The organism is Pedobacter cryoconitis, from assembly GCF_001590605.1.
GTDB classification, from domain to species: domain Bacteria; phylum Bacteroidota; class Bacteroidia; order Sphingobacteriales; family Sphingobacteriaceae; genus Pedobacter; species Pedobacter cryoconitis_A.
The window spans coordinates 1,956,665-1,982,353 of record NZ_CP014504.1; the positions used below are offsets into that span (position 1 = coordinate 1,956,665).

General features: G+C 39.1%; 25 protein-coding genes and 1 riboswitch. Of the genes, 12 read left to right on the forward strand and 13 right to left on the reverse strand.

From position 1 onward, the window contains the following. Window positions 1-108 precede the first annotated feature (108 nt). Window positions 109-1,248, forward strand: a complete 1,140-nt coding sequence (locus AY601_RS08345; RefSeq protein ID WP_068407325.1) for a 5-(carboxyamino)imidazole ribonucleotide synthase — start codon at window positions 109-111, stop codon at window positions 1,246-1,248. Then, on the forward strand, window positions 1,248-1,736 hold the full coding sequence (purE, locus tag AY601_RS08350; RefSeq protein WP_068399133.1) for a 5-(carboxyamino)imidazole ribonucleotide mutase: 489 nt from the start codon (window positions 1,248-1,250) through the stop codon (window positions 1,734-1,736). The genes AY601_RS08345 and purE overlap by 1 nt, the downstream gene beginning before the upstream one ends. Before the next feature lie 66 nt (window positions 1,737-1,802). Here the strand turns inward: purE and AY601_RS08355 are convergent, their stop codons facing one another. Then, window positions 1,803-2,366, reverse strand: a complete 564-nt coding sequence (locus AY601_RS08355; RefSeq protein WP_068399138.1) for a YqgE/AlgH family protein — start codon at window positions 2,364-2,366, stop codon at window positions 1,803-1,805. Between the two features lie 50 nt (window positions 2,367-2,416). Here AY601_RS08355 and pdxH point away from each other — a divergent pair, with 50 nt between their 5' ends. The 4 genes from pdxH to AY601_RS08375 all read left to right on the forward strand — a co-directional run bounded on the left by pdxH (window position 2,417) and on the right by AY601_RS08375 (window position 6,633). After that, window positions 2,417-3,067, forward strand: a complete 651-nt coding sequence (gene pdxH, locus AY601_RS08360; RefSeq protein WP_068399145.1) for a pyridoxamine 5'-phosphate oxidase — start codon at window positions 2,417-2,419, stop codon at window positions 3,065-3,067. 9 nt (window positions 3,068-3,076) lie between these two features. Beyond that, the gene (locus AY601_RS08365; RefSeq protein ID WP_068399146.1) at window positions 3,077-3,967 is read left to right on the forward strand and encodes a 3-hydroxybutyryl-CoA dehydrogenase; all 891 of its coding nucleotides are present in this window, start codon (window positions 3,077-3,079) and stop codon (window positions 3,965-3,967) included. 9 nt (window positions 3,968-3,976) lie between these two features. After that, complete coding sequence (ruvB, locus tag AY601_RS08370) at window positions 3,977-4,999, forward strand: Holliday junction branch migration DNA helicase RuvB (protein WP_068399147.1); 1,023 nt, start codon at window positions 3,977-3,979, stop codon at window positions 4,997-4,999. Between the two features lie 125 nt (window positions 5,000-5,124). After that, window positions 5,125-6,633 (forward strand): carbon-nitrogen hydrolase family protein, encoded by a 1,509-nt coding sequence (locus tag AY601_RS08375; RefSeq protein ID WP_068399148.1) that lies wholly within the window; start codon window positions 5,125-5,127, stop codon window positions 6,631-6,633. Between the two features lie 8 nt (window positions 6,634-6,641). On the opposite strand, the gene AY601_RS08380 is transcribed toward AY601_RS08375, so the two are convergent. Next, window positions 6,642-6,851, reverse strand: coding sequence for a hypothetical protein (locus AY601_RS08380; protein WP_068399150.1), 210 nt, complete (start codon window positions 6,849-6,851; stop codon window positions 6,642-6,644). Between the two features lie 124 nt (window positions 6,852-6,975). After that, window positions 6,976-7,281, reverse strand: a complete 306-nt coding sequence (locus AY601_RS08385) for a hypothetical protein (RefSeq protein WP_068399152.1) — start codon at window positions 7,279-7,281, stop codon at window positions 6,976-6,978. 225 nt (window positions 7,282-7,506) lie between these two features. Here AY601_RS08385 and queG point away from each other — a divergent pair, with 225 nt between their 5' ends. Next, a complete protein-coding gene (gene queG / locus AY601_RS08390) occupies window positions 7,507-8,454 on the forward strand; it encodes a tRNA epoxyqueuosine(34) reductase QueG (protein WP_068399154.1) in 948 nt (315 codons plus the stop codon). Window positions 8,455-8,477: 23 nt separating this feature from the next. Here the strand turns inward: queG and AY601_RS08395 are convergent, their stop codons facing one another. The 8 genes from AY601_RS08395 to AY601_RS08430 form a co-directional block, all read right to left on the reverse strand. After that, window positions 8,478-10,343, reverse strand: a complete 1,866-nt coding sequence (locus tag AY601_RS08395) for a M1 family metallopeptidase (protein WP_068399157.1) — start codon at window positions 10,341-10,343, stop codon at window positions 8,478-8,480. A 70-nt stretch (window positions 10,344-10,413) separates the two neighbouring features. Further along, a complete protein-coding gene (locus AY601_RS08400; RefSeq protein ID WP_068399159.1) occupies window positions 10,414-11,424 on the reverse strand; it encodes a 3'-5' exonuclease in 1,011 nt (336 codons plus the stop codon). A gap of 324 nt (window positions 11,425-11,748) precedes the next feature. Continuing rightward, complete coding sequence (locus AY601_RS08405) at window positions 11,749-12,258, reverse strand: C40 family peptidase (protein WP_068399162.1); 510 nt, start codon at window positions 12,256-12,258, stop codon at window positions 11,749-11,751. Between the two features lie 10 nt (window positions 12,259-12,268). Further along, window positions 12,269-14,878, reverse strand: coding sequence for a DNA mismatch repair protein MutS (mutS, locus tag AY601_RS08410; RefSeq protein WP_068399165.1), 2,610 nt, complete (start codon window positions 14,876-14,878; stop codon window positions 12,269-12,271). 98 nt (window positions 14,879-14,976) lie between these two features. Then, entirely contained in the window at window positions 14,977-15,702 is a 726-nt protein-coding gene (locus tag AY601_RS08415; RefSeq protein ID WP_068399170.1) for a menaquinone biosynthetic enzyme MqnA/MqnD family protein, read from the reverse strand. Between the two features lie 2 nt (window positions 15,703-15,704). Further along, window positions 15,705-16,319 (reverse strand): histidine phosphatase family protein, encoded by a 615-nt coding sequence (locus AY601_RS08420; protein ID WP_068399173.1) that lies wholly within the window; start codon window positions 16,317-16,319, stop codon window positions 15,705-15,707. Then, complete coding sequence (gene mqnE, locus AY601_RS08425) at window positions 16,319-17,512, reverse strand: aminofutalosine synthase MqnE (RefSeq protein ID WP_068399178.1); 1,194 nt, start codon at window positions 17,510-17,512, stop codon at window positions 16,319-16,321. Before mqnE ends, AY601_RS08420 begins: the two co-directional genes overlap by 1 nt. A 265-nt stretch (window positions 17,513-17,777) precedes the next feature. After that, window positions 17,778-18,269, reverse strand: coding sequence for a lipocalin family protein (locus AY601_RS08430; protein WP_068399181.1), 492 nt, complete (start codon window positions 18,267-18,269; stop codon window positions 17,778-17,780). A 62-nt stretch (window positions 18,270-18,331) separates the two neighbouring features. Here AY601_RS08430 and AY601_RS08435 point away from each other — a divergent pair, with 62 nt between their 5' ends. The 4 genes from AY601_RS08435 (at window position 18,332) to AY601_RS08450 (ending at window position 23,608) form a co-directional block, all read left to right on the forward strand. After that, the gene (locus tag AY601_RS08435) at window positions 18,332-19,447 is read left to right on the forward strand and encodes a trans-sulfuration enzyme family protein (RefSeq protein WP_068399184.1); all 1,116 of its coding nucleotides are present in this window, start codon (window positions 18,332-18,334) and stop codon (window positions 19,445-19,447) included. 155 nt (window positions 19,448-19,602) lie between these two features. Next, a riboswitch (SAM riboswitch) is annotated at window positions 19,603-19,715 on the forward strand. A 253-nt stretch (window positions 19,716-19,968) separates the two neighbouring features. Then, window positions 19,969-21,279, forward strand: a complete 1,311-nt coding sequence (locus AY601_RS08440) for an O-acetylhomoserine aminocarboxypropyltransferase/cysteine synthase family protein (protein WP_198163648.1) — start codon at window positions 19,969-19,971, stop codon at window positions 21,277-21,279. A gap of 28 nt (window positions 21,280-21,307) precedes the next feature. Continuing rightward, window positions 21,308-22,366: a homoserine O-acetyltransferase family protein gene (locus AY601_RS08445; RefSeq protein WP_068407328.1), complete on the forward strand. Its 1,059-nt coding sequence runs from the start codon at window positions 21,308-21,310 to the stop codon at window positions 22,364-22,366. After that, window positions 22,367-23,608 carry a homoserine dehydrogenase gene (locus tag AY601_RS08450; protein WP_068399190.1) on the forward strand — a complete coding sequence of 414 codons (1,242 nt, stop codon included), beginning with the start codon at window positions 22,367-22,369 and terminating at the stop codon, window positions 23,606-23,608. It begins immediately after the preceding gene. A gap of 180 nt (window positions 23,609-23,788) precedes the next feature. On the opposite strand, the gene AY601_RS08455 is transcribed toward AY601_RS08450, so the two are convergent. Together AY601_RS08455 and AY601_RS08460 are read right to left on the reverse strand one after the other, a co-directional pair. After that, entirely contained in the window at window positions 23,789-24,190 is a 402-nt protein-coding gene (locus AY601_RS08455; protein ID WP_068399193.1) for a ribonuclease domain-containing protein, read from the reverse strand. Between the two features lie 156 nt (window positions 24,191-24,346). Beyond that, window positions 24,347-24,658 (reverse strand): pyrimidine/purine nucleoside phosphorylase, encoded by a 312-nt coding sequence (locus AY601_RS08460; RefSeq protein WP_068399197.1) that lies wholly within the window; start codon window positions 24,656-24,658, stop codon window positions 24,347-24,349. Window positions 24,659-24,753: 95 nt separating this feature from the next. Here AY601_RS08460 and AY601_RS08465 point away from each other — a divergent pair, with 95 nt between their 5' ends. Continuing rightward, window positions 24,754-25,632, forward strand: coding sequence for an HD domain-containing protein (locus tag AY601_RS08465; RefSeq protein WP_198163649.1), 879 nt, complete (start codon window positions 24,754-24,756; stop codon window positions 25,630-25,632). Window positions 25,633-25,689 lie beyond the last annotated feature (57 nt).

The window sequence follows — 25,689 nt, forward strand, 5'->3', positions numbered from 1 at the left end:
GTAGCTTTCCTACACAATTTGAATTTGACGAAGTTGCAGCTAAAAAGAAGCATAAACAAATTATCAGGTAAATTAGACAGGCGTAAAAGCATATATTTTCATATTGACATGGCAAAACAAATAAGTGAGTTAAAATTAGGGATTCTTGGTGGTGGACAATTAGGGCGAATGTTAATTCAGGAAGCTATTAATTATAACCTGACTACGCTGGTTTTGGATCCTGATCATGAAGCTCCCTGCAAAAATCTTGCAAACTACTTTGAGTGCGGATCTATCACTGATTTCGATACAGTTTATAAATTCGGTAAAAAAGCAGATGTGATTACTATCGAAATTGAAAAGGTAAATATCGAAGCTTTAGAGCAATTGGAAAAAGAAGGTAAAATGGTATTTCCACAAGCCAGGGTTATTCGTTTAATCCAGGATAAAGGTATACAGAAACAATTTTTCAAAGAAAATGATATCCCTACAGCTCCTTTTCAGCTAGCCAATACCAAAGAAGACTTGTTGAATTCCAGCTTCCCATTCCCATATATGCTTAAACAACGCAAAGACGGTTATGATGGTAAAGGCGTAATGCGGATTAACACCATAGCAGACCTGGATAATGCATTTGACAGCCCTTGTTTGATTGAAGAACTTGTTGACTTTGAAAAAGAAATCGCAGTAATTGTATCCAGAAACTCAAATGGAGAGGTGAAGACCTTCCCGATGGTAGAAATGGAATTCAATGCAGAAGCAAATCTTGTAGAGTTTTTGATCTCTCCTTCTACTTACCCTGAGCATGTTCAGGAAAGAGCAGAAACAATTGCTAAAAACATTGCTGCAGCTTTAAACATAACAGGTTTGCTGGCAGTAGAAATGTTTATTACCAAAGATGGACAAATATTAGTCAATGAATTAGCACCAAGACCTCACAATAGTGGTCATCATACCATAGAGGGGAATTATGTCTCACAATTTGATCAGCATCTACGCGCTGTGTTCAATTTGCCTTTGGGCGATACACGTGCCATCAATAACGCAGTTATGCTGAATGTATTAGGCGAAAAAGGACATGATGGTGTTGCAAAATACCAGGGTCTGGAGAAGATAATGGCTATAGATGGTGTTTATGTACACCTTTATGGTAAAAAATATACAAAGCCTTTCCGCAAAATGGGCCACATCACTATTGTGGATCAAAACAGGGAGGCTGCTATTGAAAAGGCAAATTTAATCAAAGAAACCCTAAAAGTAATATCTTAATGAGCGCACAAGTAGGCATAATTATGGGCAGCAAGTCTGATTTAAATATCATGAACGATGCTGCTGATATTTTAAAAGAATTTGGAGTAGAGTTTGAAATGACGGTTGTTTCTGCACACCGTACACCAGATAGAATGTTCAGCTATGCGAAAGAAGCTGCTTCAAGAGGAATTAAAGTTATTATTGCTGGTGCTGGTGGTGCCGCGCATTTACCGGGCATGGTAGCGTCTATTACTGTTCTGCCTGTTATTGGAGTTCCTGTAAAAAGTTCTAATAGTATTGATGGATGGGATTCGATTTTATCTATTTTACAAATGCCAAATGGGATTCCTGTAGCTACTGTAGCATTGAATGCAGCTAAAAACGCAGGTTTGCTCGCCGTTCAGATTTTATCTACTGCTGATAGCGCACTGGCTGTCAAAATGCAGGAATATAAGGATGAATTGAGAAAAAAGGTAGAAGAGTCTGCTGCAGAGTTAGAGTCTTAAGCGTTACAAAAAACGTCCTGTTAATTATAGCAGGGCGTTTTTTTATGCCTTTAACTTGAATAAATTTTAGTTCAGGTTAGGATTTTTAGGAAAATTACTGATATGTGCATATTTAGGCCCCAAATGAATGATCACTTCTTTCCAAAGCTGCTCTTCGTCAGCAGAAAATATCATATCAGCGTCGTACTGATCAGAAACAATCCAGGTATTTTCTTCCATCTCCGCTTTAAGCTGAAGCCCTTCCCAACCAGAATAGCCGACAAAAACTTTCACCTCATCTCTAGTTAGTTCTCCTTTACCCATTAACGCGCTGAAGCTCTCAAAGTTCCCCCCCCAGAAGATTCCTTTAGCAATTTCCTCGCCGCCTGAAATTTTTTCAGGACAACGGTGGATAAAGTGAATCGTATCTGTCGCTACCGGGCCACCATAGCACACCACAAAGGCAGGCCCGCCAATGTCCTCAATCAGATCTCCTAATAATAAGAGACTTGGCTGGTTAATTACAAAACCAAGCGTTCCCAGTTCGCTGTGTTCGGTCAGAAAAACTACCGACCGGGCAAAATTAGGATCATTTAAAAATGGTTCGGAAACAAGCAGTTTACCGGCTGAGGGAGTTAATCGACTTATCATTTCGGAAAATTACTTATAATTTTAAAAAAACTAAAGACTATTTTTGTCAAATGGAGTTGACCAAAGAAAATATTCAAAACCTAAGACAAGATTACCGCGCTGCTGAACTTTCAGAGGCGGATATCAACAAAAATCCGATTGCACAATTCGCAAAATGGTTCAAAGACGCGTTAGAGGCTAAATTGTATGAGCCTAATGTAATGACTTTGGCTACAGCCGACTTAACAGGCAAACCATCTTCCAGAATTCTCTTATTAAAGGGATTTGATGAAGAAGGTTTCGTTTTTTTTACCAATTACAACAGTAAAAAAGGTAAAGACCTTCAGGAAAATCCACAAGCTGCAATGCAATTTTTCTGGCCGGAACTGGAAAGGCAAGTCAGAATTGAGGGTATTGTAACCAAAACGACAGCAGAAGCTTCTACAGCTTATTTTCACTCCCGTCCAAAAGGCAGCCAGATTGGTGCCAGCGCCTCCCCTCAAAGTACGCTTATTCCGGGCCGCGAAATTTTAGAAGAACGTGTAAAAGAATTGACTGCAGCTTATCAGGAAACAGAAGTCCCGCGTCCTGAGCATTGGGGAGGTTATGTATTGAAGCCGGAACATATAGAATTCTGGCAAGGCCGCCCAAGCCGTTTACATGACAGGATTACTTACACCAGCGTTAACGGCGTATGGACAATTAACAGACTCGCACCTTAAACATAAAAAATGACTAAAATAGCAGTAATAGGATCTGGTACCATGGGAAATGGTATCGCGCATACTTTTGCACAATTTGGCTACCAGGTGAACCTGGTTGACATCAATCAGGAAGCATTAAATAAAGGAATAGATACAGTTAGTAAAAACCTTGACAGACAAGTTACTAAAGGGACAATAACTGAAGAAGATAAAGCAACAACATTAAAAAATATAATCACTTTTACTGACTTAAAATCAGGTGTTAAAGAGGCAGATCTTATCGTTGAGGCCGCTACCGAAAACCTTGAGCTTAAGCTGAAGATATTCAGAGATCTGGATGCTTATGCAAAACCATCAGCAATATTGGCAAGTAACACTTCCTCAATCTCAATTACCCATATTGCATCGGTCACTACCAGGGGAGAAAAGGTTATTGGAATGCACTTCATGAATCCAGTACCCGTGATGAAACTGGTAGAGGTAATTCGCGGCTATGCTACTTCTGACGAAACTACTTCGCTGGTAATGAACTTATCAGAAAAGCTGGGTAAAGTTCCTGTTGAGGTAAATGACTATCCTGGATTCGTAGCAAACCGTATTTTAATGCCCATGATCAATGAAGCCATTTACACGCTATTTGAAGGTGTTGCCGGTGTTTCAGAGATCGATACCGTAATGAAACTGGGTATGGCACATCCAATGGGCCCACTGCAACTTGCAGACTTTATTGGACTCGATGTCTGCCTGGCTATTATGAACGTATTGCATAAAGGATTCGGTAATGCTAAATATGCACCATGTCCGCTTTTAGCAAATATGGTAATGGCAGGCAAAAAAGGAGTAAAGTCCGGAGAAGGATTTTATGATTACAGTGCAGGCGTCAAAGAGGCGAAACCAGCAGCTAAGTTTTTATCTTAACTTTACCACATGAACGAAAACCTTGACCCCTCTTCAGAAAGCTTATCTCCTATTGAAAGGGACATAGAAAAAGTGTTGCGTCCCCAGGCTTTTGAAGATTTTACTGGTCAGGAAAAAATCATGGAAAACCTGAAGATCTTTGTTAAAGCAGCTAAACTGCGGGGCGAACCTTTAGACCATGTATTACTGCACGGCCCTCCGGGATTGGGAAAAACCACGCTTTCTTATATTATCGCCAATGAAATGGGTGTTGGTATTAAAGTGACTTCCGGTCCTGTACTGGATAAACCAGGTGATCTGGCAGGGCTTTTAACAAACCTGGAAACCGGAGATATCCTTTTTATTGATGAGATACACCGTTTAAGCCCTCTGGTAGAAGAATATCTGTATTCTGCAATGGAAGACTTCAAAATTGATATTATGCTGGAAAGCGGGCCTAATGCCCGTTCTGTTCAGATTACTTTGAATCCATTTACATTGGTTGGTGCAACTACACGCTCCGGATTATTGACCGCACCATTAAGAGCAAGGTTCGGCATTAATTCCAGACTGGCTTATTATGACGCTAAATTACTCACTACCATCGTACTGCGCTCTTCAGAAATCCTTAAAACACCAATTACAGAAGAAGGTGCCTATGAAATTGCAAGACGAAGCCGCGGTACACCAAGGATTGCGAATGCTTTGTTAAGAAGGACAAGAGATTTTGCACAGATCAAAGGAAATGGTACGATTGATACGACTATAGCCAAATATGCATTAACAGCCTTAAATGTTGACGAACATGGATTGGACGAAATGGATAACAAGATCCTGCTAACTATTATCGATAAGTTTAAAGGTGGCCCGGTTGGTTTAAAAACTATTGCAACTGCCGTTGGTGAAGATGAAGGAACAATAGAAGAGGTATATGAACCTTTCCTGATTCAGGAAGGCTATATGATGCGTACCTCCCGCGGAAGAGAAGTTACAGAAGCGGCTTATAAACACCTTAAAAGACAGTACCAGGCACAGTCTGGCAAGTTATTTTAAGAAATATCTTTTTGAGGCATCATTTATGTATAGGAACAGATATTACATATCTTTCATGCCAATTCTTGCTTATAAATGGTTTTAATGACTATTTATAAGCAAGAATTGGCTATAAAATAACGCAAATGAATATTGAAACAAGAAAACTGACCCTGGAAGACTATGACGATTTGAAAGAGTCAATGTTACAGGCATATGATACCCTCGGCGGACAAATCTGGAGTAAACAGACCATCGCCAAACTACTCAAACTATTCCCAGAAGGTCAGCTCTGCATCGCCGTAGATGATAAAGTAGTGGCCTGTTCACTGGCACTGATCGTAAACTACGATGAATACGGCGATAAACACACCTATGAAATGATTACTGGTGGCTATACTTTTTCTACACACGATCCTAATGGAGATACTTTATATGGTATTGAGATCTTTGTTTCTCCCGAATATAGAGGATTGAGATTAGGCCGCAGGTTATATGAAGCCAGAAAAGAACTTTGCGAAAGCCTTAATTTAAAAAGTATCATTGCAGGCGGACGGATACCCGGCTACCATGAACACGCAGATGAATTGAGTCCAAGACAATATATAGATAAGGTTAAAGCCAAAGAAATCTATGATCCTACCCTTACTTTTCAAATATCCAATGACTTTCACGTCAGGAAAGTATTAAAAAATTACCTTCCGGGAGATCATGAGTCTAAAGAATTCGCCACATTAATTGAGTGGAATAATATCTATTATCAAGGTGTTGATGCTTCAGCACGTTCGGCTAAAACAATCAGAATCGGATTGGTGCAATGGCAAATGAGACTTTTCCCTGATATGGATGCCTTTTATGAGCAGGTGGAGTTTTTTGTAGACGCTGTAAGCGGTTACAAATCTGATTTTATCATGTTCCCCGAACTTTTTAATACCCCATTATTACAGCCTTATAATCATTTACCAGAAATGGAAGCTATGCGCAAACTGGCAGAGCTTACACCAGAGATTGTAGAGAAAATTCAGAGCTATGCGGTTTCTTATAATGTGAATGTTATTTCGGGCAGTATGCCGATTTTAGAAAACAACAAGTTGTATAATGCGACTTATCTATGCCACAGAAGTGGAAAAACTGAAGAGTATAGAAAGATTCATATTACACCAAATGAGCTGAAGTATTATGGTATGGTTGGTGGCGATAAAATCCAGGTATTTGATACAGATTGTGGTAAAATCGGTATTCTGATCTGTTATGATGTTGAATTCCCGGAATTAAGCAGAATTTATGCTGATCAGGGAATGCAAATCCTGTTCGTCCCTTTCTTAACTGATACACAGAATGGATATACCAGGGTGAGAAGATGTGCACAAGCAAGGGCAATAGAAAACGAATGTTATGTAGCTATTGCAGGTTGCGTAGGTAACCTGCCAAAGGTGAATAACATGGATATACAATTTGCACAGTCTGCAGTATTCACCCCTTCAGATTTCGCCTTTCCTACAAACGCAGTAAAAGCAGAAACTACGCCAAACACCGAAATGATGCTTGTTGTAGACGTAGACCTGCATTTACTTGATGAGTTGCACCATTTTGGTACAGTTAAAATATTGAAAGACCGTCGTACTGATCTTTACGAAGTCAAATTACTTAAATAGTAAAAAGATTATTTACGTAAAAACAACCAATAAATGAGCAGGAGCAATATAATAATGGGCACTCCCCATTTGATTACTGGCCCTGCTCCTTTATCATTATCTTCATTTACGGCCTGTGGAGATGGCCCCGGGTCATCCTGATGTTTTGGATAATCAGTCTCTACTTCTTTAGGTTTATTTTCTGGGTTCTCTTTGAAATCAGATTCTGTATTTTCCATGTTTGACAGTGTTAAAGTTAATTTCAGACAATTATTTTAGTTGATACATAGATAACAAAGAAAAGATCCAAAAGTTTCCCTCAAAGCAGGACATAGTATTTTCCAACGCGCTCTCAGTACTAAATTATCTTAGACAAACATAAGTCTCAATTTCAGCACCTACTTCTGAATCTGCATCTATAGCTGCATTTGAAGGTCGAGGTTGTGCTTCGCCACTTATCAGTGCATTTGCAATATGATCCAATACACTAGAAGGAATATAAGCAGGATAAACGCTACCTACATTTCCATCTTCATCTTCAACATCAGGTAAATAAACCGCAGAAAGTACACTGCCATCTCTTTTAAAAGCAGGTTCAACGCTCGTTCTTCTGTAACTTGATGTCAAAGTCACATCTCCTCCTAAATAAGCATACCAGGAATTAGCCATAATCAATAATACTTTTATTCATCAAAAAATATCAAAAACTTTAATTTACACCTACTCTTTTAAGGATTTTCAGTTTTCTCCTTTTTATATTTTTGTAGCACCAAATTATGGTTTAAAAAGACCAAATAATAGGGTCATATGACTCAAAAATCACCTCTTGAACGTCACATAACACCATACACCAATTTTTTTATAGACAACAGAAACGTACCTTTGCAGTGAGAAATGTACAATAACCCTTCAAAATACAGCCAGCTTATCAAGGATGAAGCCCTAAGACTAGGCTTTATGCAATGCGGTATAGCTAAAGCTGGTTTTCTCGAAGAAGAAGCGCCCAGATTGGAAAAATGGCTCAAAGATAATCGTCATGGACAGATGAGCTATATGGAAAATCACTTTGACAAAAGGTTGAACCCAACACTACTGGTAGACGATGCAAAATCTGTTATCTCACTCACTTTAAACTACTTCCCAGAAGAGCGGCAAACAGACCCGGATGCACCAAAGATCTCAAAATACGCCTATGGAGCAGATTATCACACGGTCATTAAAGATAAATTATTCTTATTGCTCAGTTTTATTGAAGAAAACATAGGTGAAGTAAGCGGAAGAGCTTTTGTAGATTCTGCACCAGTACTGGACAGAGCCTGGGCAAAACGCGCAGGTATAGGCTGGATCGGTAAAAACAGCAATATTATCAGTAAAAAAAGTGGTTCCTTCTTTTTTTTGGCAGAGCTGATTATTGACCTTGACCTGGTCTATGACGAACCCTTTGCTACTGACCACTGCGGTACCTGTACCAAATGTATAGATGCCTGTCCAACAGATGCGATCCTATCCCCTTTTATCATTGATGCTACCAAATGTATCTCTTACCTCACTATTGAGCTCAGAGATGAAATCCCTAAAAGCTTTGATGATAAAATGGAAAACTGGATGTTTGGCTGTGATATTTGTCAGGACGTTTGCCCATGGAACAGATTTTCAGTTCCGCATACTGAACCAAAATTCAAACCGAATGAGAATTTACTGGGAATGAAAAGAGAAGATTGGCTGGATATTACCGAAGATGTATTTAAACAGATTTTTAAGAATTCGGCAGTAAAGCGGACTAAGTTTAAAGGCCTAACCCGCAATATTGATTTCATCAGGCAGATTCCTGATGAAAGTTAAGAATTGATTAAGCTCAAAAAAGCTTATTTAACAAACAAAATGTTATTGTAATCGTTTTTATCAGGTACATAAGTACTTCCAAGCACAGCTTTCTTTATTTTCTTGCTGGTCTTGAAAGGAAGAGAAATATTCAGTTCAGGTTTCTCCCAGACACCAATATTCCAATGTGCTTTTTCTGTAGAACCATCATCATAAGTTAAAGTAAGGTCAACAGGTAATGGTTTAAGACTTTTGTTCTCTATTTTGAAAACATAACCATCAGCAGTTTTATCTGCACCAGTAATACCCAGGTCAATATCTCCCTCGCCAAAAAACCATCTGTTCCAGAACCAGTCCATATTTTTACCTGATCCTTCGTTCATACTGTAAAAGAAATCAAATGGCATTGGGTGTTTACCGTTCCATTGCTCAATGTAATGGTGTAAAGCTTTAGTAAACAATTCATCACCCAGATAGTCCTTCACAAACAAATAGCCCAAAGCAGGTTTAGGATAAGAGTTGGTAAAAGAACCTGAACCAACAAGGTCTGGAGTAAGGGTCATGATTGGCGTGTCATCTTTTTTACCAGAATTAAATGCTGTTGGCTGTACACCATATTCATCAACCATAGTAGAGTCAATCATTGGAGAAATTAACCACTCCCCTATAGTTGCCCACCCTTCGTCCATCCAGCCATATTTTGTTTCGTTGGTTCCCATGTAAAAAGGGAACATGGTATGAAAAATCTCATGGATAGTCAGCGTAATTGAGTTCTCACGTTTTTCAACTGGGTTATCATTCACCATCATTGGATATTCCATTTGGTCAAGACCATCAAAAATAGTCTCATGTGCATAAGGATATGGCCATTTCGGGAATTCATAACTCATCGCATGTACAGATTTACGTGCAAAATCTATCACTTCATAATAATCTTTATGAATTGGATTAAATGCAGCATCCACACGTGTTCTTCTATTGGTTTTCGGATCAACGACTAAACTCGTTGACTTCCACAAATAATGGTTACTAGTTGCAAAAACAAAGTCAGTTACATTTTTAGCTTCAAATTTCCAGGTATTAAAATCCTGGTTCTTAGTAATCGTTTGTGTCGCCAGGTCATTCTCATTGATTACATTGACAACACTATCTACCTGCTCCGCTAAAGCTAACTTATCTGCAATTTTCTTTTGAAACACACTTTTAGCATTCATCAGATCTCCTGTTGCCCAGATCACGTAGTTTTTAGGCACGGTTACCGCTGCCTTGAAAGTACAGAAGTCATTATAAAACTCAGCATCCCCAAGATAAGGATACTTGTTCCAACCATCAACATCATCGTAAACAGTGATACGCGGAAAGAAATAAGCCACAAAATAAGAACCTTCATCAACCATACCAGTTCTGTTATGAGATCCCTTATTCAAAGTATATTGATAAGCAATTTTAACTTTTATACTTTTTCCAGGAGCCAATCCAGCAATAGCAGTATGCATATTTGTTCCATCGATCTGAAGTGCATTCCCAGAAACCATTTTATCATTAATTGATAAGGAACCAATTTTCACCCCCTCACCCAAATCTCTGTCTGCAACCTTACTTGCACGCGGACTGCCATCTTTGTATAAGTTTGGATATAATTTAAACCAGACCTCCTTTAAAGTATCAGGACTTTGATTCTTATATATAACATCAACAGTACCTTTCAGCAATCCTGACACAGGATCGAAATCTACTTTCAGCTCGTAATCTGCTGTATTCTGCCAGTATTTTAATCCTGGTTTGCCATTCACAGCTCTTGTTCCTTTGTTATACGCTTGCTGAATATCCGCAGGGACAGGCAAACCTTGTTGAGCAAAAACGCTCAGACCTATCATACTGAATAGACTGAGCATTGTTATTTTCTTCATCGACTATATATTTTATTTTCCCTTTTATAAAAAAACCTGCATATGAATATAATATGCAGGTTTTTGCTGGCTATTTACCGAATTTCATTTTTAACTGTTCCAGCATGTCCGGTGTAACATTAACTGCTGGTTTCTCTTTTTTAGGTTGTGGAGCTGATTGTCCTCCAGCCTGTTGCGGCCTTGATTGTACAGCGGCAGGTTTAGGTTTTACAGGATTCCCGGCAGGATCTGCTGGCCTTGGCGTTGCTGGCATTTTTGCTGCTCTGCTCAATTCTTTTTTCTTGTTCCAGCGTGTCCAGATTTCTTCCAGTTTCTTTTTAGTATATAAAGGAAAATCTCCCTGTTTCATCCAGGCATAATAACTTGGCTCCGTATCAAATACCTGCTCAACTGTTTTATTTTTATGCTTTCCGAAATTAAACACTTCCTCCCCATTCTCATTGAAGACCATTCTGCCTGCAAAATCAACAGGTTTGTTCATGTTTGTAAAAGCATGAAGTGCATCTACATCATTTTTAACCGGCTGAGAAATATTACCTTGTTTATCTTCAAAATCTACATTCTCATAACGGTCAAGCTGTGCAAGTAAAACATGATAAGTAGCTTTAATATCTGCCTCTGCAGAGTGTGCATTGATAATATCCTGACCACAATAGAATTTATAAGCCGCACGCAAAGTACGTTGCTCCATTTGATGAAACACATTTTGTACATCTACAAATCTTCTTCCAGTCATATCAAAGTCTACACCTGCACGTAAAAATTCTTCCAGTAATACAGGAATATCAAAACGATTAGAGTTGTAACCTGCAAGATCCGCATCACCGATAAATTCAGCAATCTCTGCCGCTACCTCATTAAATTTAGGTGCGTCAGCAATATCCTTATCATAAATCCCATGAATCAGCGAAGATTGCAAAGGGATTGGCATATCCGGATGGACACGTAATGTTTTTACCAGCTCAGATCCATCTGGCATGGCTTTTAAAATTGCAATTTCAACGATACGATCAGAACCAACGTTAATTCCTGTGGTTTCCAAATCAAAAAAAGCAAGAGGACGGATTAGATTTAATTTCATTAGTATTTTTAATTTTTTGATGGTCAGATGGGGCCTTTGATCATTAAAATAATTATTGCCCTTCGGGATCTGATAATTATTTTAAATGCTGTCGGGTTCATCTATTTAATATGTTTTTTTAATGGATCAGATGGTGTAGTCAATGATACGATTTAAATCCCTGGCAGAGAAAACTAATTTTTAGCTAAGAAAAACAATACCTAATCCTATACCAATTATCATAATAAGATACATTAATATTTCAGTAGTAGCGAATTTTTTATACTTATTCCAAAATGATATCTCGTAATGCTTGTCTTTCATCTATTTATATATTGTGTCTTTTTAATCTTTTACAGGTCCTGCTTTAACCAGTACGCGCTGGTAAGCAGGCAGGCTTAAGTCATCTACAATCACACCACGCGTAGTAGAAGCATGTACAAAGAACCCGTGATTAAGATAAACGCCTACATGGTCTATTCCATTGCCCCCAAAAGAGAAAAAGATCAGATCTCCCTCTTTTAGCTGCGAAACATTTTTTTCTTTAATCACGTCGGCCTGGTCTTTAGAGCGTCTTGGTAATTTTAATCCATAAATCTCCTTATTCAAAAGTAAGGCAAATCCTGAACAATCTATCCCACTTTTATCTAATCCACCAAGCCTGTACCTCACACCACTCCAATCGGTAATGAAACGGTACAATTCCTTACTTTTAACATTTGCCATGGCTTCAGCAGCTTTGGCACCCCTGCTTTCTTTGTAAACTGTTGATCTTCTGCTTCCACAAGAAGAAAGAAAAGCCATTGCGGCCAACAATATGATCAGGTGAGAGGCACGGATACTGCGTAAAGTCATAAGCCTTATTTTATTGTTTAATTAATCGCTGAATTTCGTCCAGTTTCAGTAAAGCCTCCACAGGAGTCAGTACATTCACATCCAGATTGTTCAGCATATCTCTTATTTGTACCAGAACCGGGTCATCCACAGCAAACATATGCAGCTGGTAAGCCTGGTTCTGAACCTTTTTGAAACTATCTTTAATACTCTGTCCCTCAGTTCTGTCTATTTCAAGTTTTTTAAGGATCTCATTAGCCCTGTTGATCAATTTCGGAGGCATACCCGCAATCTTAGCGACATGAATACCAAAACTATGTTCACTTCCACCAGGAATCAGCTTACGTAAAAAGATAATCTTGTTGCCAACCTCTTTAATTGACACGTTGAAATTCTTAATCCGGTTCATCGTTCCCGCCAGCTCATTCAACTCATGGTAATGCGTAGCAAATAATGTTTTAGGTCTTGCCGAAGGATGCGTGTGTAAAAACTCAGCAATCGCCCAGGCAATAGAAATACCATCATAAGTACTTGTACCACGGCCAATCTCATCCAGCAAGATTAAACTTCTGTCAGAAATATTGTTCAGGATGCTCGCTGTCTCATTCATTTCTACCATAAACGTACTCTCTCCCGAAGAAAGGTTATCAGAAGCACCTACCCTGGTGAAAATCTTATCTACTAAACCAATATGAGCAGCTTTAGCAGGAACAAAACAACCCATCTGTGCCATTAACACAATGAGACCCGTTTGTCTTAAAATAGCCGACTTACCCGACATATTGGGCCCTGTAATGATAATAATCTGTTGCGTATCATTATCCAGGTAAACATCATTCGTAATATACTCTTCTCCCACCGGCAAACGCTTCTCAATTACCGGGTGCCTGCCACCTTTGATATCGAGTACTTTGGAAACATTCATTACCGGCTTAACGTAATGATTTTTAATCGCTAACTGCGCAAAACATAACAAAACATCGAGTTGTGCAACCAGGAAAGCATTCAATTGAATTGGCCTGATATAAGCAGCCACTTGTTGCATCAATGCCTCATAAAGTCTGACTTCTATCTGCTGTATCTTATCTTCAGCCCCTAAAATCTGTTCTTCGTATTCTTTAAGTTCCGGAGTAATATATCTTTCTGCATTCACAAGCGTCTGTTTACGGCTCCATTCTGCAGGTACTTTATCTTTATGCGTATGCGTAACTTCCAGATAATAACCGAAAACGTTATTAAATGATATCTTTAGTGAAGGAATACCAGTTTTTGCAGCCTCCCGCTTCTGAATTTCTACCAGGAAATCTTTTCCGCCCGATGAAATCTGGCGGAGCCTGTCCAGCTCTTCATCAATCCCATCCGCAATTACATTCCCTTTGATTAATAAAGCCGGAGGATCTTCCTGAAGTTCTCTCTGCAGTTTCTCACGAATACTCACACAGGGATCCAACTGCTCTGCAAGCTGAATCAGATACGGATTATCTGAAGTTAAAGCCGTATCCTTTATTTCTTCAATATGATATAATGCCTTTTTTAGTTGACTCAACTCCCTGGGCCCGCATTTCTGCAAACCAACTTTAGAGATCAGCCTTTCCAGGTCACCAATTAATTTAATATGTGTTAAAAACTCTTCGATCAGTCCTTCATGTGCCACCATAAACTCAACCGTACCCAGACGTTCCTGAATCGGTTTGATTTCCTTTAAAGGCATCACAATCCATTTATGAAGCATCCTGGCCCCCATAGGCGTAGAAGTCTGGTCCAGCACATTGAAAAGCGTCATTGCATTTTCATTGGCAGAACTTACCAGCTCAAGATTGCGGACTGTAAAACGGTCCAGCCACATATAATTATCCTCTTCCAGGCGGGAGATGGCCGTGATATGCTTTAAATTCCGGTGTTCAGTTTCATTCAGGTAATGTAATACAATACCCGCAGCAATAATACCAGTCTGGATCTTGTCTACACCAAAACCCTTTAAGGAACTGACTTCAAAATGTTTGTTTAAAGTTTCATTGGCATAATCAGTGGTAAAAGCCCAGTCATCCATCGGGAAAGTATAGAACTTATCACCGAATAGCTCAAAAAATTCCTGACGTTTACTTTTCTGAAAAATAACCTCAGTCGGCTTAAAGCCTTGCAGAAGCTTATCTATATACTCCGCATTACCCTGTGCAACATGGAACTCACCCGTGGAAATATCCAGAAATGAAACGCCAATCATTGACTTATCAAAGTATACTGCGCCTAAATAATTATTGGATTTCTGGCTAAGAATATTATCATTATATGCCACTCCTGGTGTCACCAATTCGGTAACTCCGCGTTTGACAATAGTCTTCGTGGTTTTAGGATCTTCCAGCTGATCACAAATTGCCACCCGCTGACCTGCGCGGACTAATTTAGAGAGGTAAGTATCCAGTGAATGATGCGGAAAACCAGCAAGCTCTATATAAGCAGCCGTTCCGTTTGCCCTCCTTGTTAAAACAATACCCAGTATCTGAGAAGTTTTAATGGCATCCTCGCCAAATGTCTCATAAAAATCCCCAACCCTAAACAATAATAATGCACCAGGATACTTTGCCTTGATCGCACTGTGCTGTTGCATTAATGGTGTTTCTTTCGTCTTATCTTTAGCCAAAATATATGTTACGTTACAAAAATGTAAATATACTATCTAAGGATTAGCTTTAGGTTTTTTTTTGAAAAATAAGGAAGAAGAATCACCACTAATATGACCTACAACTGTTCTATATAGGATAAAAACAATGATAAGGCTTCTCTTTTCTGAGCCGTCAGCTCAAAATCCAGCTTATGCATCAGGTAATCATCCAGATCAAAAACAGGATTTACCGGTAATGTTTTCAGTAATTCTTTTCTGGCTTCCAGCCCCGCTTTCAAAGCAGTATTGAACTCATTTATAAAGGCTTCAGGAATAACTTTATTCGCTACCCAGGCCGCATATACAAAAGGAAGACCAGTAAAATTCATCCATTCCTCTCCCATATCGTAAGCAAAAGCATAATCATCCTTTTTACCAAAAGTCCGGTCACCTATTAAAACGATCGCATCAGTTTGCGCATTAACGTCTGTGGTATAGCTCACTTCCTGCTTAAAATGGAATTTCAGCAACACTTTAGCTAAATTATTAGAAGTTCTGGAATGACTATCCAAACGCAAAGTCCTGATTTCACCCACAGGAACATTACTAAATATAAATACAGAGTTTACAGCACCTACAGACCCGATACAGTAATCAGAAATAATATTTGCATTCGGCACCTGCGGAATCGCCGCAACAGGGATCAAACCCAAATCAACAGTACCATCAATTAACTTGGCAGCACAATCTGAAGGGATATCTAAACTTAAATCTATCTGGTTTAATACTTCGGAATGATTGATCCCATAAATAAAAGGCTTGGTATTGGTATAGGCAACAGCAGAAATTCTGATCTTATTCAATGTTATACGTTTAAATGGTCGGTATTGTTCTGGGTTAGAACCGTAAAGGTATCACCCGTTAAATCAAGTCTGTAAAGACCCGTATTCTGATGCGGAAAGTCATACATTTCAGACAAAGGCTTGTTCATCAACAAACACATCAGCAAGCGTAAAGAACGTCCGTGCATACAAATCAAGATCAGCTTTTCGGCTGTTCTGGACTTAATCACTGCAACAATTTCTTTTAACCTGATTTCTACGTCTGCCGGGCTTTCGCCACCTGCAAAATGTGCCTCATAATCTCCAGCCTGCCACTTTTCAGTGATATCTTTGAAAGCTCCGATAACCAATTCACTGGTATGCTGCCCTTCAAATTCCCCCCAGGCCAGTTCATCCAGCTCCGTATGTTTCTCCCAGGGAAGGCCCGCATCAATAAACTGCTGAACAGTTTGCTGCGTACGTTTAAGCACTGAAGTATAAACCTTATCAAAAGGGACGTCTTTGTATAACTTATAAAATGCAGCAGCCTGAGCTCTTCCAGTAGCATTTAAATCGCTATCTATCCCTCTGCCCTGTATAATTCCTTGTTTATTTAGCTCCGTCTCGCCATGACGGATGATATATATTTCCTTATCCATTAATTAATTACCGGGAGCTTATAATACTGAGGCTTCACGTCCTCCTCAAAAACAAAATCTGTATAATCTGTAACTACATTATAAAAAGTATCTCTTTCGATAGGCTGACGGTGTACCTGTTTAATCAGATTAGCCAACTCGCGCGTACTCATACCAGGAGTCTGTTCTTCAGCACCCGCCATCGAATAAATCTTTGTTGTATCATCCAGCGTACCATCAATATCATCCACTCCAAAGTTTAAAGATAACTGAGCAGTCTGACGGCTGATCATTGCCCAATAAGCTTTGATATGATCAAAGTTATCCAGGTAAATACGTGCAATCGCATAGTTTCTTAAATCCTCTACCACAGAAACCTCAGGAACATGTTCCATCTGGTTATTCTGATTTCTGAACTTAAGTGGAATAAATGCCTGGAAACCACCTGTCTTATCTTGTAACTGGCGCAAACGTTCCATATGGTCAACCCTGTGCTTAAATTCTTCAATATGACCATATAACATAGTCGCATTCGTTTTTAAACCCAATTTATGTGCCTGCTCATGAATATCAAGCCATTGTTCAGCCGTACATTTATCATTCGCTATCTTTTCTCTTACCTCCGGATGGAAAATTTCCGCACCACCACCTGGCATTGAATCCAAACCGGCTTCTTTGAAATATTTTAATCCATCATAATGACTGAGTTTAGCCTTTTTAAAGATATAAAAGCATTCAACCGGTGTCAAAGCTTTAATATGCAATGACGGACGATGTGCTTTCACACTTCTAAAGAAATCTGCATAGAATTCCAGATTTTGCTTCGGTACTACCCCACCCGTAACATGTACTTCAGTTACTGGTTCATTATCATATTTCTTCAGGATATCCATCATCCCGTCTACACTCATTTCCCAACCGTCTTCTTTATTCTTAATCAAACGCGAATAAGAGCAGAAATTGCAGGTATAGATACAAACATTAGTAGGTTCAATATGAAAATTCCGGTTAAAATAAGTCTTGTCCCCGTGCTTTTGTTCCCTGATATAATTAGCTAAAACGCCTAAAAATCCTAGTTCAGCATGTTCATATAAATAAACACCTTCATCGAAAGTGATCCTTTCTTTTTGCTGAACTTTTAATGCTATCCCTCTCAGTTCCTGAGATAAATCGGCATTGTCCAGTATAAAAGTAAGCTTTGCAGTCGTATCCATCTTTGATTGATTTATACGTCAAAAGTAAGATAAAATCGACATAACACGGCGTAACAATACTTTTAAGCTGTCAGCTTTGTGTAAAAGCTATCTGAAACTACCTATAAAAGCTACCCGGAACTGCATGTAAAAACTATTCTGAACTGCTAGGTGACTGATGCTTTCAGACCCGGTTTTAGCTAACGCGGCAAGGACATTTAGCGCATAAAAAAAGCTGCATCTTGTTTAGAAGAAGCAGCTTAAAGATGTTATGTTTAATTAAAATCTATTTCATTGCTTTTGTAAAGTTCAGGATAATATAAGCTGGATTTTTTCCATAATCTACAGGTGATTTCAATACCAGACGATCTCCTGTTGCTTCAGAAAGAATTAACCTGTAACCTTCTGTTACATTCTTAGCTTTATCACCTTCATATAATTTCTTAAACTGGAAAGTCTGGTCTGCAGTACTTACTGACCAGAAAATACTTTGTGTTCTTGCTGGACAATCAGTAGTTCCAGGAAGCATATAAGATCCATTTCCACTGTTTGTTAATTTCCAGGTACTACCAATAAAACATTTGTACGAAGCTTCACTAAAAAGAGATTTTACGTTCATTGCAGGAACGCCATCAAAAGTGACGTCATTCAGTACCCAATTTCCAGACACATTTCCCCTTTTTAAACTAGCACCAGCAGATGCACCCTTAGGTGAACAGCCTTGTAAAACCATCAATGAACTACATAAAATGGCTGCTATAAATAATATTCTTTTCATATCTTGTATTTTCGAAAACAGCTTACACAAATCCTGCCAAAAAACCCAAAAACCTAAATTCTATGCAGACTGAAACCATTGCTATACACGCAGGAAATTTAACTCGCAGTACCACAGGGGATGTAACCGCTCCCATTAGCCTTTCCACCACATTTTTCAGAGACGAACAAGGTGGCTACCCTGGCGGACATATGTATAGCCGTGTCAGCAATCCAAACCGTTCTGCATTGGAAAAAGTAATGGCCGATCTGGAAAAAGGTGCAGATGCCTGTGCTTTTTCTTCTGGAAATACAGCTGGAATGACCCTTTTTCAGGCCTTAGCCCCCGGCAGCCATATTATCGCACCAGACGACATGTACTGGGGATTTAAAAAACAACTGCAATCTATCTTCGAAGGTATCCTGACCATAGATTTTATTGACCTGACTACCACAGCCACAATAGAAAGTTATATTCAAAGTAATACTGTGATGATCTGGGTAGAAACACCTTCAAACCCCCTGTTAAAAATCACCGATCTGGCAGCGATTTCCGTTATAGCTAAAAAACATCAGCTCATTTTTGCATGCGACAGCACATTTGCCTCTCCATGTTTCCAAAATCCAATTCTATCAGGAGCAGACATCGTGATGCATTCTTCTACTAAATATATTGGAGGCCATAGTGACGTATTGGGAGGCATCCTGATCACAGCTGCTAAAAATGAATTTTGGGATAAAATCAGGAATATTCAGCAAATCGGAGGCGCGGTACCCTCTCCTTTTGATTGCTTTTTGCTCTTAAGAAGTATCAAGACATTACCATACCGGATGCGCGGACACGCAGAGAATGGTATGGCATTAGCTAAACACCTCGCTGCACACTCAAAAGTTGAAGCCGTATATTATCCCGGCCTGCCTTCACATCCGCATCATGAAATAGCTAAAAAACAAATGAGCGCTTTCGGCGGCATGTTATCTATATTAATTAAAGGCGATGCTGAAAATGCAAAAAAGGTAGTGAATAAAGTCAAATTGTTTGCACAGGCTACAAGCCTTGGTGGCGTGGAAAGTCTGATTGAGCACAGAGCTTCTGTAGAAGGCCCCGACACCAAAACACCACAGAATTTAATTCGGATATCTGTTGGACTGGAACACATTGATGATCTGATTGCCGATCTGGAGCAGGCATTAGCCTGAATAAGCTACAAAAACAGCCTAGAATATTCAATTTAAATAGCTTAAAAACAGCGTATTAATTATTTTTCAGAATATTATTTTGGAAGTATACACAAATACACTACATTTGTAATTATATAGTGAAAGCTATTCAAGTCAACCCGTAATCTGGGTTTGATTTATAAAGAAGTGGCGAGAGACAGGCTCCGTGACCCACTGGCAACCCTCCCAAATGGAGAAGGTGCCAATTCCTGACCAGTTTGCATAGTGTATTCTGGAAAGATAAATTAAGACAAAATGAAAACTAACCACCAACTATCGCAATCAGGCGACCCTGTTTCTTACACGATCCAACACCTGCAAACTATTGCATGTATGTGTTGTTGCATCGGCTAAAAACAATCTTCCACGTAAAATTAGTTTTAGTTCAACCGGAAGGCCTTTTTTCAAAGGTATGCAATCCCTTATACGGATTCTGCAATCGCATTAAATCCCGTATCTGTCTGTAAAAATCCATTTTATCATTTTAAATCAGCGAAATCATGTCAGCTAATTATAGATTCGAAACATTACAACTTCATGCAGGTCAGGAAATTGACCCAACAACAGGTTCAAGAGCGGTGCCTATTTATCAAACTACTTCTTACGGATTTAAAAGTGCCGAACATGGTGCAAATTTATTTGCATTAAAAGAATTCGGTAATATTTACACCCGCTTAATGAACCCTACTACAGACGTTTTCGAGAAACGTGTAGCTGCACTTGAAGGCGGTGTTGCGGGACTGGCAGTAGCCTCAGGACAGGCAGCTCAGTTTATTGCCTTAAACAATATTCTGGAAGCGGGCGATAACTTTGTCTCTTCTCCTCATTTATATGGTGGTAGCTACAATCAGTTTAAAGTTGCTTTTAAACGTTTAGGTATAGAAGTAAGATTTGCTGAAAGTGATAACACACAAGATTTCGAAGCTAAAATCGATAAAAACACCAAAGCAATCTACCTGGAAAGTATTGGCAACCCATCTTTCAGTATTCCTGACTTCGAGAAGCTTTCTCTGATTGCTCAAAAATACGACCTTCCTTTAATCGTAGACAATACATTTGGTGCAGCAGGCTATTTATTCAAACCTTTAGAACATGGTGCGCACATCGTTGTACAATCTGCTACCAAATGGATTGGCGGACACGGCACAAGCATTGGTGGCGTAATTATAGATGGCGGAACCTATAACTGGGGAAATGGTAAATTCAAACAGTTTACCTCCCCTTCCGAAGGTTATCATGGCCTGGTCTTCAACGATGTCTTTGGAATTGGAAGTGACTTTGGAAATATTCAGTTTATCATCCGTGCAAGAGTAGAAGGATTAAGAGACTTCGGCCCTGCTATCTCCCCATTCAACTCCTTTCTTTTAATTCAGGGACTGGAAACTTTATCCCTGCGCGTGCAAAGACACGTTGACAATGCTTTAGCGCTGGCAACCTGGCTTGAAAACCATGAAGCCGTGAGTAAAGTATTTTATCCAGGCCTGGAAAGCAGCCCTTATCATCAAAACGCAAAGAAATATTTAAAGAACGGATTTGGCGCAGTGCTCTCATTCGAACTCCACGGTGGCAAAGAACAAGCAGTACAGTTTGTAAATGAACTGCAGCTCGTTAGCCATCTGGCCAATGTAGGTGATGCAAAAACACTGATCATACAACCATCAGCAACTACACATCAGCAATTAAGCGATGCAGAACAAGCAGCCGCGGGGATTACACCTCAATTACTCAGAGTATCTGTAGGAATTGAACACATCGATGACATCAAAGCAGATTTCGAACAAGCTTTTGAAAAGTTGTCATCAGGAAAATAGCTTTAAGCTTAAAAAAGAGAGAAATCAAATGTCATCAACACACCTATATAATTACCCAAAGCAATTTAAACTGGAGAACGGAAAGAAATTGCGCGGGATAGAAATTAGCTATCAGACCTTTGGAAAGCTAAATGCCAGCAAAGACAATGTGATCTGGGCATGTCACGCACTAACTGCCAATGCAGATGTCCTGGATTGGTGGAAAGGACTCTTTGGAGAAAAGAACTTATTTAATCCAGAAGAGCATTTTATAATTTGTGCAACGGTTATTGGTTCACACTATGGGAGTACAAACCCACTAAGTATTAATCCAGTAACAGGAAATCCATACTACTTATCATTCCCTGAGTTTACCATCAGGGACCTGGTTCATGGACATCAGCTCCTTGCCGAACATTTAGGCATTCAAAAGATCCGCGTATTGATCGGTGGATCATTAGGTGGACAGCAGGCTAGTGAATGGGCAATTATGGAAAGCAATAAAATAGAGAACCTGATTCTTGTAGCGACCAATGCGTATCATTCTCCCTGGGGAATCGCTTTCAACGAAAGTCAGCGCCTGGCCATCAGCACCGACCGTAGTTTTTACGCGCAACAACCTGATGGCGGTTTGAAAGGCCTGAAAGCAGCAAGAAGCATCGCACTGCTTTCTTACCGGACCTACGAAGCCTATAATGCGACACAACTAGAAAGTGTCAATGAAAAAACTGACGGCTTCCGTGCCTCTTCTTATCAGAATTACCAGGGAGAAAAACTTTGCAAAAGATACAATGCCTATAGCTATTGGTATTTAAGCAAAGCAATGGACAGCCACAATGTTGGCAGAGGAAGAAAAAGCGTTATTGATGCGCTGAAAACTATCAAGTCCAACACCTTGGTGATCGGAATTGAAAATGACTTCCTTTTTCCCTTAGTGGAACAGGAGTTTTTAGCCAAACACATACCAGGAGCAGAATTTCACAGTATCAATTCAGCTTATGGCCATGATGGATTCTTAATTGAAACAGACATACTAACTAATATCATCGGCAATTTCCTCAAAGAAAGTGTCAATAAAAAAATTATTAAACTGCATAAAACAGCATAAATGAGCAAGAAACTTAAAATTGGAATATTCGGTTTTGGAGTTGTGGGACAGGGACTACATGACATCATCCGTGGCCAGGATTTAAACCTGGAAATTATTAAAATAGCCATCAAAAATCCGGATAAGAAACGTAGTCTGGATGCCGGACTATTCACTACTGATCATGATGAGATTTTAAATAATCCAGAGATTAACACAATTGTAGAACTAATAGATGACGCGGATGCAGCGTTTGCCATTGCAAAAAAAGCATTGACCAGTGGAAAACACGTAGTCTCTGCCAACAAAAAAATGATTGCCAATCATTTAGCAGAATTGGTAGAATTGCAGGCTAAATACGGCGCTTCTTTACTTTATGAAGGTGCAGTATGCGGTAGTATTCCTATTATCAGAAACCTGGAAGAATATTATGACAATGAATTGCTGCATGGAATAAGCGGGATCTTTAATGGTTCATCGAACTATATCCTGTCTAAAATATTCAATGAAAACATGCCTTATGACGTGGCTTTAAAACAAGCTCAGGAACTTGGTTTCGCAGAAACCGATCCAATTATGGATGTTGGCGGCTATGACCCTAAGTTTAAACTGGCCATTGCAACAGCTCATGCTTATGGCTTATTTATTGACCCGGATAAGATCCTGAACGTTGGTATCCAGAATTTATCCGAACAGGATATTCAATATGCAAGAGAAAAAAATTACAAGATTAAGTTAGTGCCAACAGCCCGAAAAATCAGTACAAAACAGGTCATTACTTATGTATTGCCTAAGTTTGTAAAAGCTGATGATTTCTTATTTAACGTAGAAAATGAATATAATGGAGTTACTGTTCAGGCAGCTTTTGCAGACAAACAGTTCTTTTTTGGAAAAGGTGCTGGTGGCCACCCCACAGGTGCAGCAGTTTTATCTGACATCGCAGCGTTGAGATATGGTTACAGATATGAGTACAAAAAATTTCATCAGCAAAACGGACTCATCCATACAGACAATGTAAATATCGAAGTCTATTTAAGATATACACATGAATATACAGTTGAAAAGTTAAAGATCGAAAATATTGTAGAACGTTTTTCAAGGAATGATTTTAAGTATGTGATCGGTAGCGTAAGCTTGAAATCACTATTAGCAAATAAGGATTTACTCGTGCAGAAAGATGTTTTTATAGCACATACCGGAAGATTCACTTATACAGATAAACAAATCGAAGTGATTGCCGGCGAAGAAGCACTTGTGCACTAAAAGAGAAAGCTCTTATCTACCAAGAGAGAAAAGCTCTTATTTACGAAAAGAGAGAAAGCTCTTGTTCACTAAGGGAGAAAAAACTCTTATTAAGATACACAGCAACCCACTAATTAATAAACGAGAAAAGCCTTTCAGTTAATTCTGAAAGGCTTTTCTCGTTTATGTTTTTTTTACCAATTAGAATGCGGTAAATGATGCATAATGATCTCCGGTATAATATCGGCTGCCATCGTTACCAAGAACGATACGTTCCGCTCCTCTGTTTTGTCCGTTCACTTTTGGATTGACGTCATATTCTTTATAAGCCACCCCTTGTGGCAACAAACCTTCACGATTCTGGAATACTGTCCCTCCTACATAACCTTGAGGAGCTTTTCCATTTTTAGCTACATAATCAGCAACTGTATAAGCTTTTTGTGGAACTGTTACTGCTGCCTGTTCAGTCGTATGACCTGTAAGGCTAACTGTTGTGGCTTGCAGCGAATTTACTAAAGCTAAAGAAGGATTGCTGTCTTTCGTGAAAGATGAAAACAGCAAACCAAAAGTTAGCAGCGCGAATAAAATTTTAAAGTTTTTCATAGATCTTTTTTTTAGTGATTATTTATTGATGAATAGATAAATTAAAGATCAGTGATTTAAGTTAAACTTTTATGCGTTCAGCAAAACTTAATGCATTGTTCATAGTAAGCAAACATAACAGACAGTAAATATCATCAGCTTCTTAAGCAAAGGGACTTAGCCGTAATAACATAAATAAGCTACATCCTGATCACAGCTCACCTCAAATGAAGTACCCGCAGCAACATCAAATTCTTCTTGCGCACCGTAGACCTGGTAAGTATCCGTTAACTTCACTTTCATACTACCTGTGATCATGATCATCTTCTCTGGCGAAGAAGCCGAAAAAACATACGTTCCTTTCTTCATCACGCCTAGCGTAGCTTTACCCTTCTCGGTTTCCAGCCCAAGGCTTTGAACTTTGCCTTCAAAATATACATTATGGGATACTGTTTCATTTACAACAGCAGCATTAGTCTGATTACTCATGGTTTTATGGGTTTTTAGGTTATTCAAATATATTGACTATACACCCATTTACGTAAATTGCGGGCAGATATTTTCGAAGATAACAGTAGATGTTTATGAATATAATAGCAGACAATTTATACGGCAAATTCAGCATTTCTCCACTTATCAATGAATTAATTAACTCCAGGCCTTTTGAACGCCTTCAAAGAATACATCAAGGTGGTGGAATCTTTTTGGTGAATCCAAAACTAACATTGACCAGACATGAACATTCTATCGGGGTCATGTTATTGATTAAACTACTGGGCGGAACTGAAATAGAACAAGCAGCAGGATTACTTCATGACATTTCACATACGGCATTTTCTCACGTCATTGACTACGTATTTGAACATGCCGGAGAAGATTACCATGAAGAAATTTACCATAGAATTTTAAACAACTCTGAGATCCCGGAAATACTGAGCAAACATGGATACACACTTTCACAGCTAACAGCTCAAGACTTTAATATTCTGGAGCAACCCCTTCCTAACCTTTGTGCAGACCGGGTTGATTATGCTTTGAGAGACCTGTTTTATGCCGGGTTTATTAACAAAAAAGAAGTTAAAGACTTTATTTCAGCAATCTCCATTCATGAAGGAAGAATCATGCTGACTTCCATAGCAGCAGCAAAATGGTTTAAAAGTAAATTTGAGATTTTGAACAAGGACTATTTTGCAAAAAAAGAACACCTTTATGCCAATGAGAAACTGACAGCAATAATTAAACAGCTACTCTCTGAAAAGGCAATCACAACAGCCGACTTTGAAAAAGATGACACCCAGCTCCTGAAACTAATTGAAAATACGGTTGCCGGAAAGCAGCGTATTGAAGAAATTAAAAAACTACAGGATTTTGAAGCATACACACCCGGCTTCAACTTAAAAGACCGGGTAGTAGATCCGGAACTTTATATCGGCGGAAAATACGCCAGGCTCAGTGCGGTCTGAGACCAAATGTAATTCAAAACAAAAGGGGTATCCAGTTCACCAGATACCCCTTTGCTA

Bases quoted from the DNA above. Each gene is read 5' to 3' on its own strand.
- AY601_RS08345 (WP_068407325.1), top strand. From the start codon at position 109: ATGGCAAAACAAATAAGTGAGTTAAAATTAGGGATTCTTGGTGGTGGA.
- purE (WP_068399133.1), top strand. From the start codon at position 1,248: ATGAGCGCACAAGTAGGCATAATTATGGGCAGCAAGTCTGATTTAAAT.
- AY601_RS08355 (WP_068399138.1), bottom strand. From the start codon at position 2,366: ATGATAAGTCGATTAACTCCCTCAGCCGGTAAACTGCTTGTTTCCGAA.
- pdxH (WP_068399145.1), top strand. From the start codon at position 2,417: ATGGAGTTGACCAAAGAAAATATTCAAAACCTAAGACAAGATTACCGC.
- AY601_RS08365 (WP_068399146.1), top strand. From the start codon at position 3,077: ATGACTAAAATAGCAGTAATAGGATCTGGTACCATGGGAAATGGTATC.
- ruvB (WP_068399147.1), top strand. From the start codon at position 3,977: ATGAACGAAAACCTTGACCCCTCTTCAGAAAGCTTATCTCCTATTGAA.
- AY601_RS08375 (WP_068399148.1), top strand. From the start codon at position 5,125: ATGAATATTGAAACAAGAAAACTGACCCTGGAAGACTATGACGATTTG.
- AY601_RS08380 (WP_068399150.1), bottom strand. From the start codon at position 6,851: ATGGAAAATACAGAATCTGATTTCAAAGAGAACCCAGAAAATAAACCT.
- AY601_RS08385 (WP_068399152.1), bottom strand. From the start codon at position 7,281: ATGGCTAATTCCTGGTATGCTTATTTAGGAGGAGATGTGACTTTGACA.
- queG (WP_068399154.1), top strand. From the start codon at position 7,507: ATGTACAATAACCCTTCAAAATACAGCCAGCTTATCAAGGATGAAGCC.
- AY601_RS08395 (WP_068399157.1), bottom strand. From the start codon at position 10,343: ATGAAGAAAATAACAATGCTCAGTCTATTCAGTATGATAGGTCTGAGC.
- AY601_RS08400 (WP_068399159.1), bottom strand. From the start codon at position 11,424: ATGAAATTAAATCTAATCCGTCCTCTTGCTTTTTTTGATTTGGAAACC.
- AY601_RS08405 (WP_068399162.1), bottom strand. From the start codon at position 12,258: ATGACTTTACGCAGTATCCGTGCCTCTCACCTGATCATATTGTTGGCC.
- AY601_RS08420 (WP_068399173.1), bottom strand. From the start codon at position 16,319: ATGGATAAGGAAATATATATCATCCGTCATGGCGAGACGGAGCTAAAT.
- mqnE (WP_068399178.1), bottom strand. From the start codon at position 17,512: ATGGATACGACTGCAAAGCTTACTTTTATACTGGACAATGCCGATTTA.
- AY601_RS08430 (WP_068399181.1), bottom strand. From the start codon at position 18,269: ATGAAAAGAATATTATTTATAGCAGCCATTTTATGTAGTTCATTGATG.
- AY601_RS08435 (WP_068399184.1), top strand. From the start codon at position 18,332: ATGCAGACTGAAACCATTGCTATACACGCAGGAAATTTAACTCGCAGT.
- AY601_RS08440 (WP_198163648.1), top strand. From the start codon at position 19,969: ATGTCAGCTAATTATAGATTCGAAACATTACAACTTCATGCAGGTCAG.
- AY601_RS08445 (WP_068407328.1), top strand. From the start codon at position 21,308: ATGTCATCAACACACCTATATAATTACCCAAAGCAATTTAAACTGGAG.
- AY601_RS08450 (WP_068399190.1), top strand. From the start codon at position 22,367: ATGAGCAAGAAACTTAAAATTGGAATATTCGGTTTTGGAGTTGTGGGA.
- AY601_RS08455 (WP_068399193.1), bottom strand. From the start codon at position 24,190: ATGAAAAACTTTAAAATTTTATTCGCGCTGCTAACTTTTGGTTTGCTG.
- AY601_RS08460 (WP_068399197.1), bottom strand. From the start codon at position 24,658: ATGAGTAATCAGACTAATGCTGCTGTTGTAAATGAAACAGTATCCCAT.
- AY601_RS08465 (WP_198163649.1), top strand. From the start codon at position 24,754: ATGAATATAATAGCAGACAATTTATACGGCAAATTCAGCATTTCTCCA.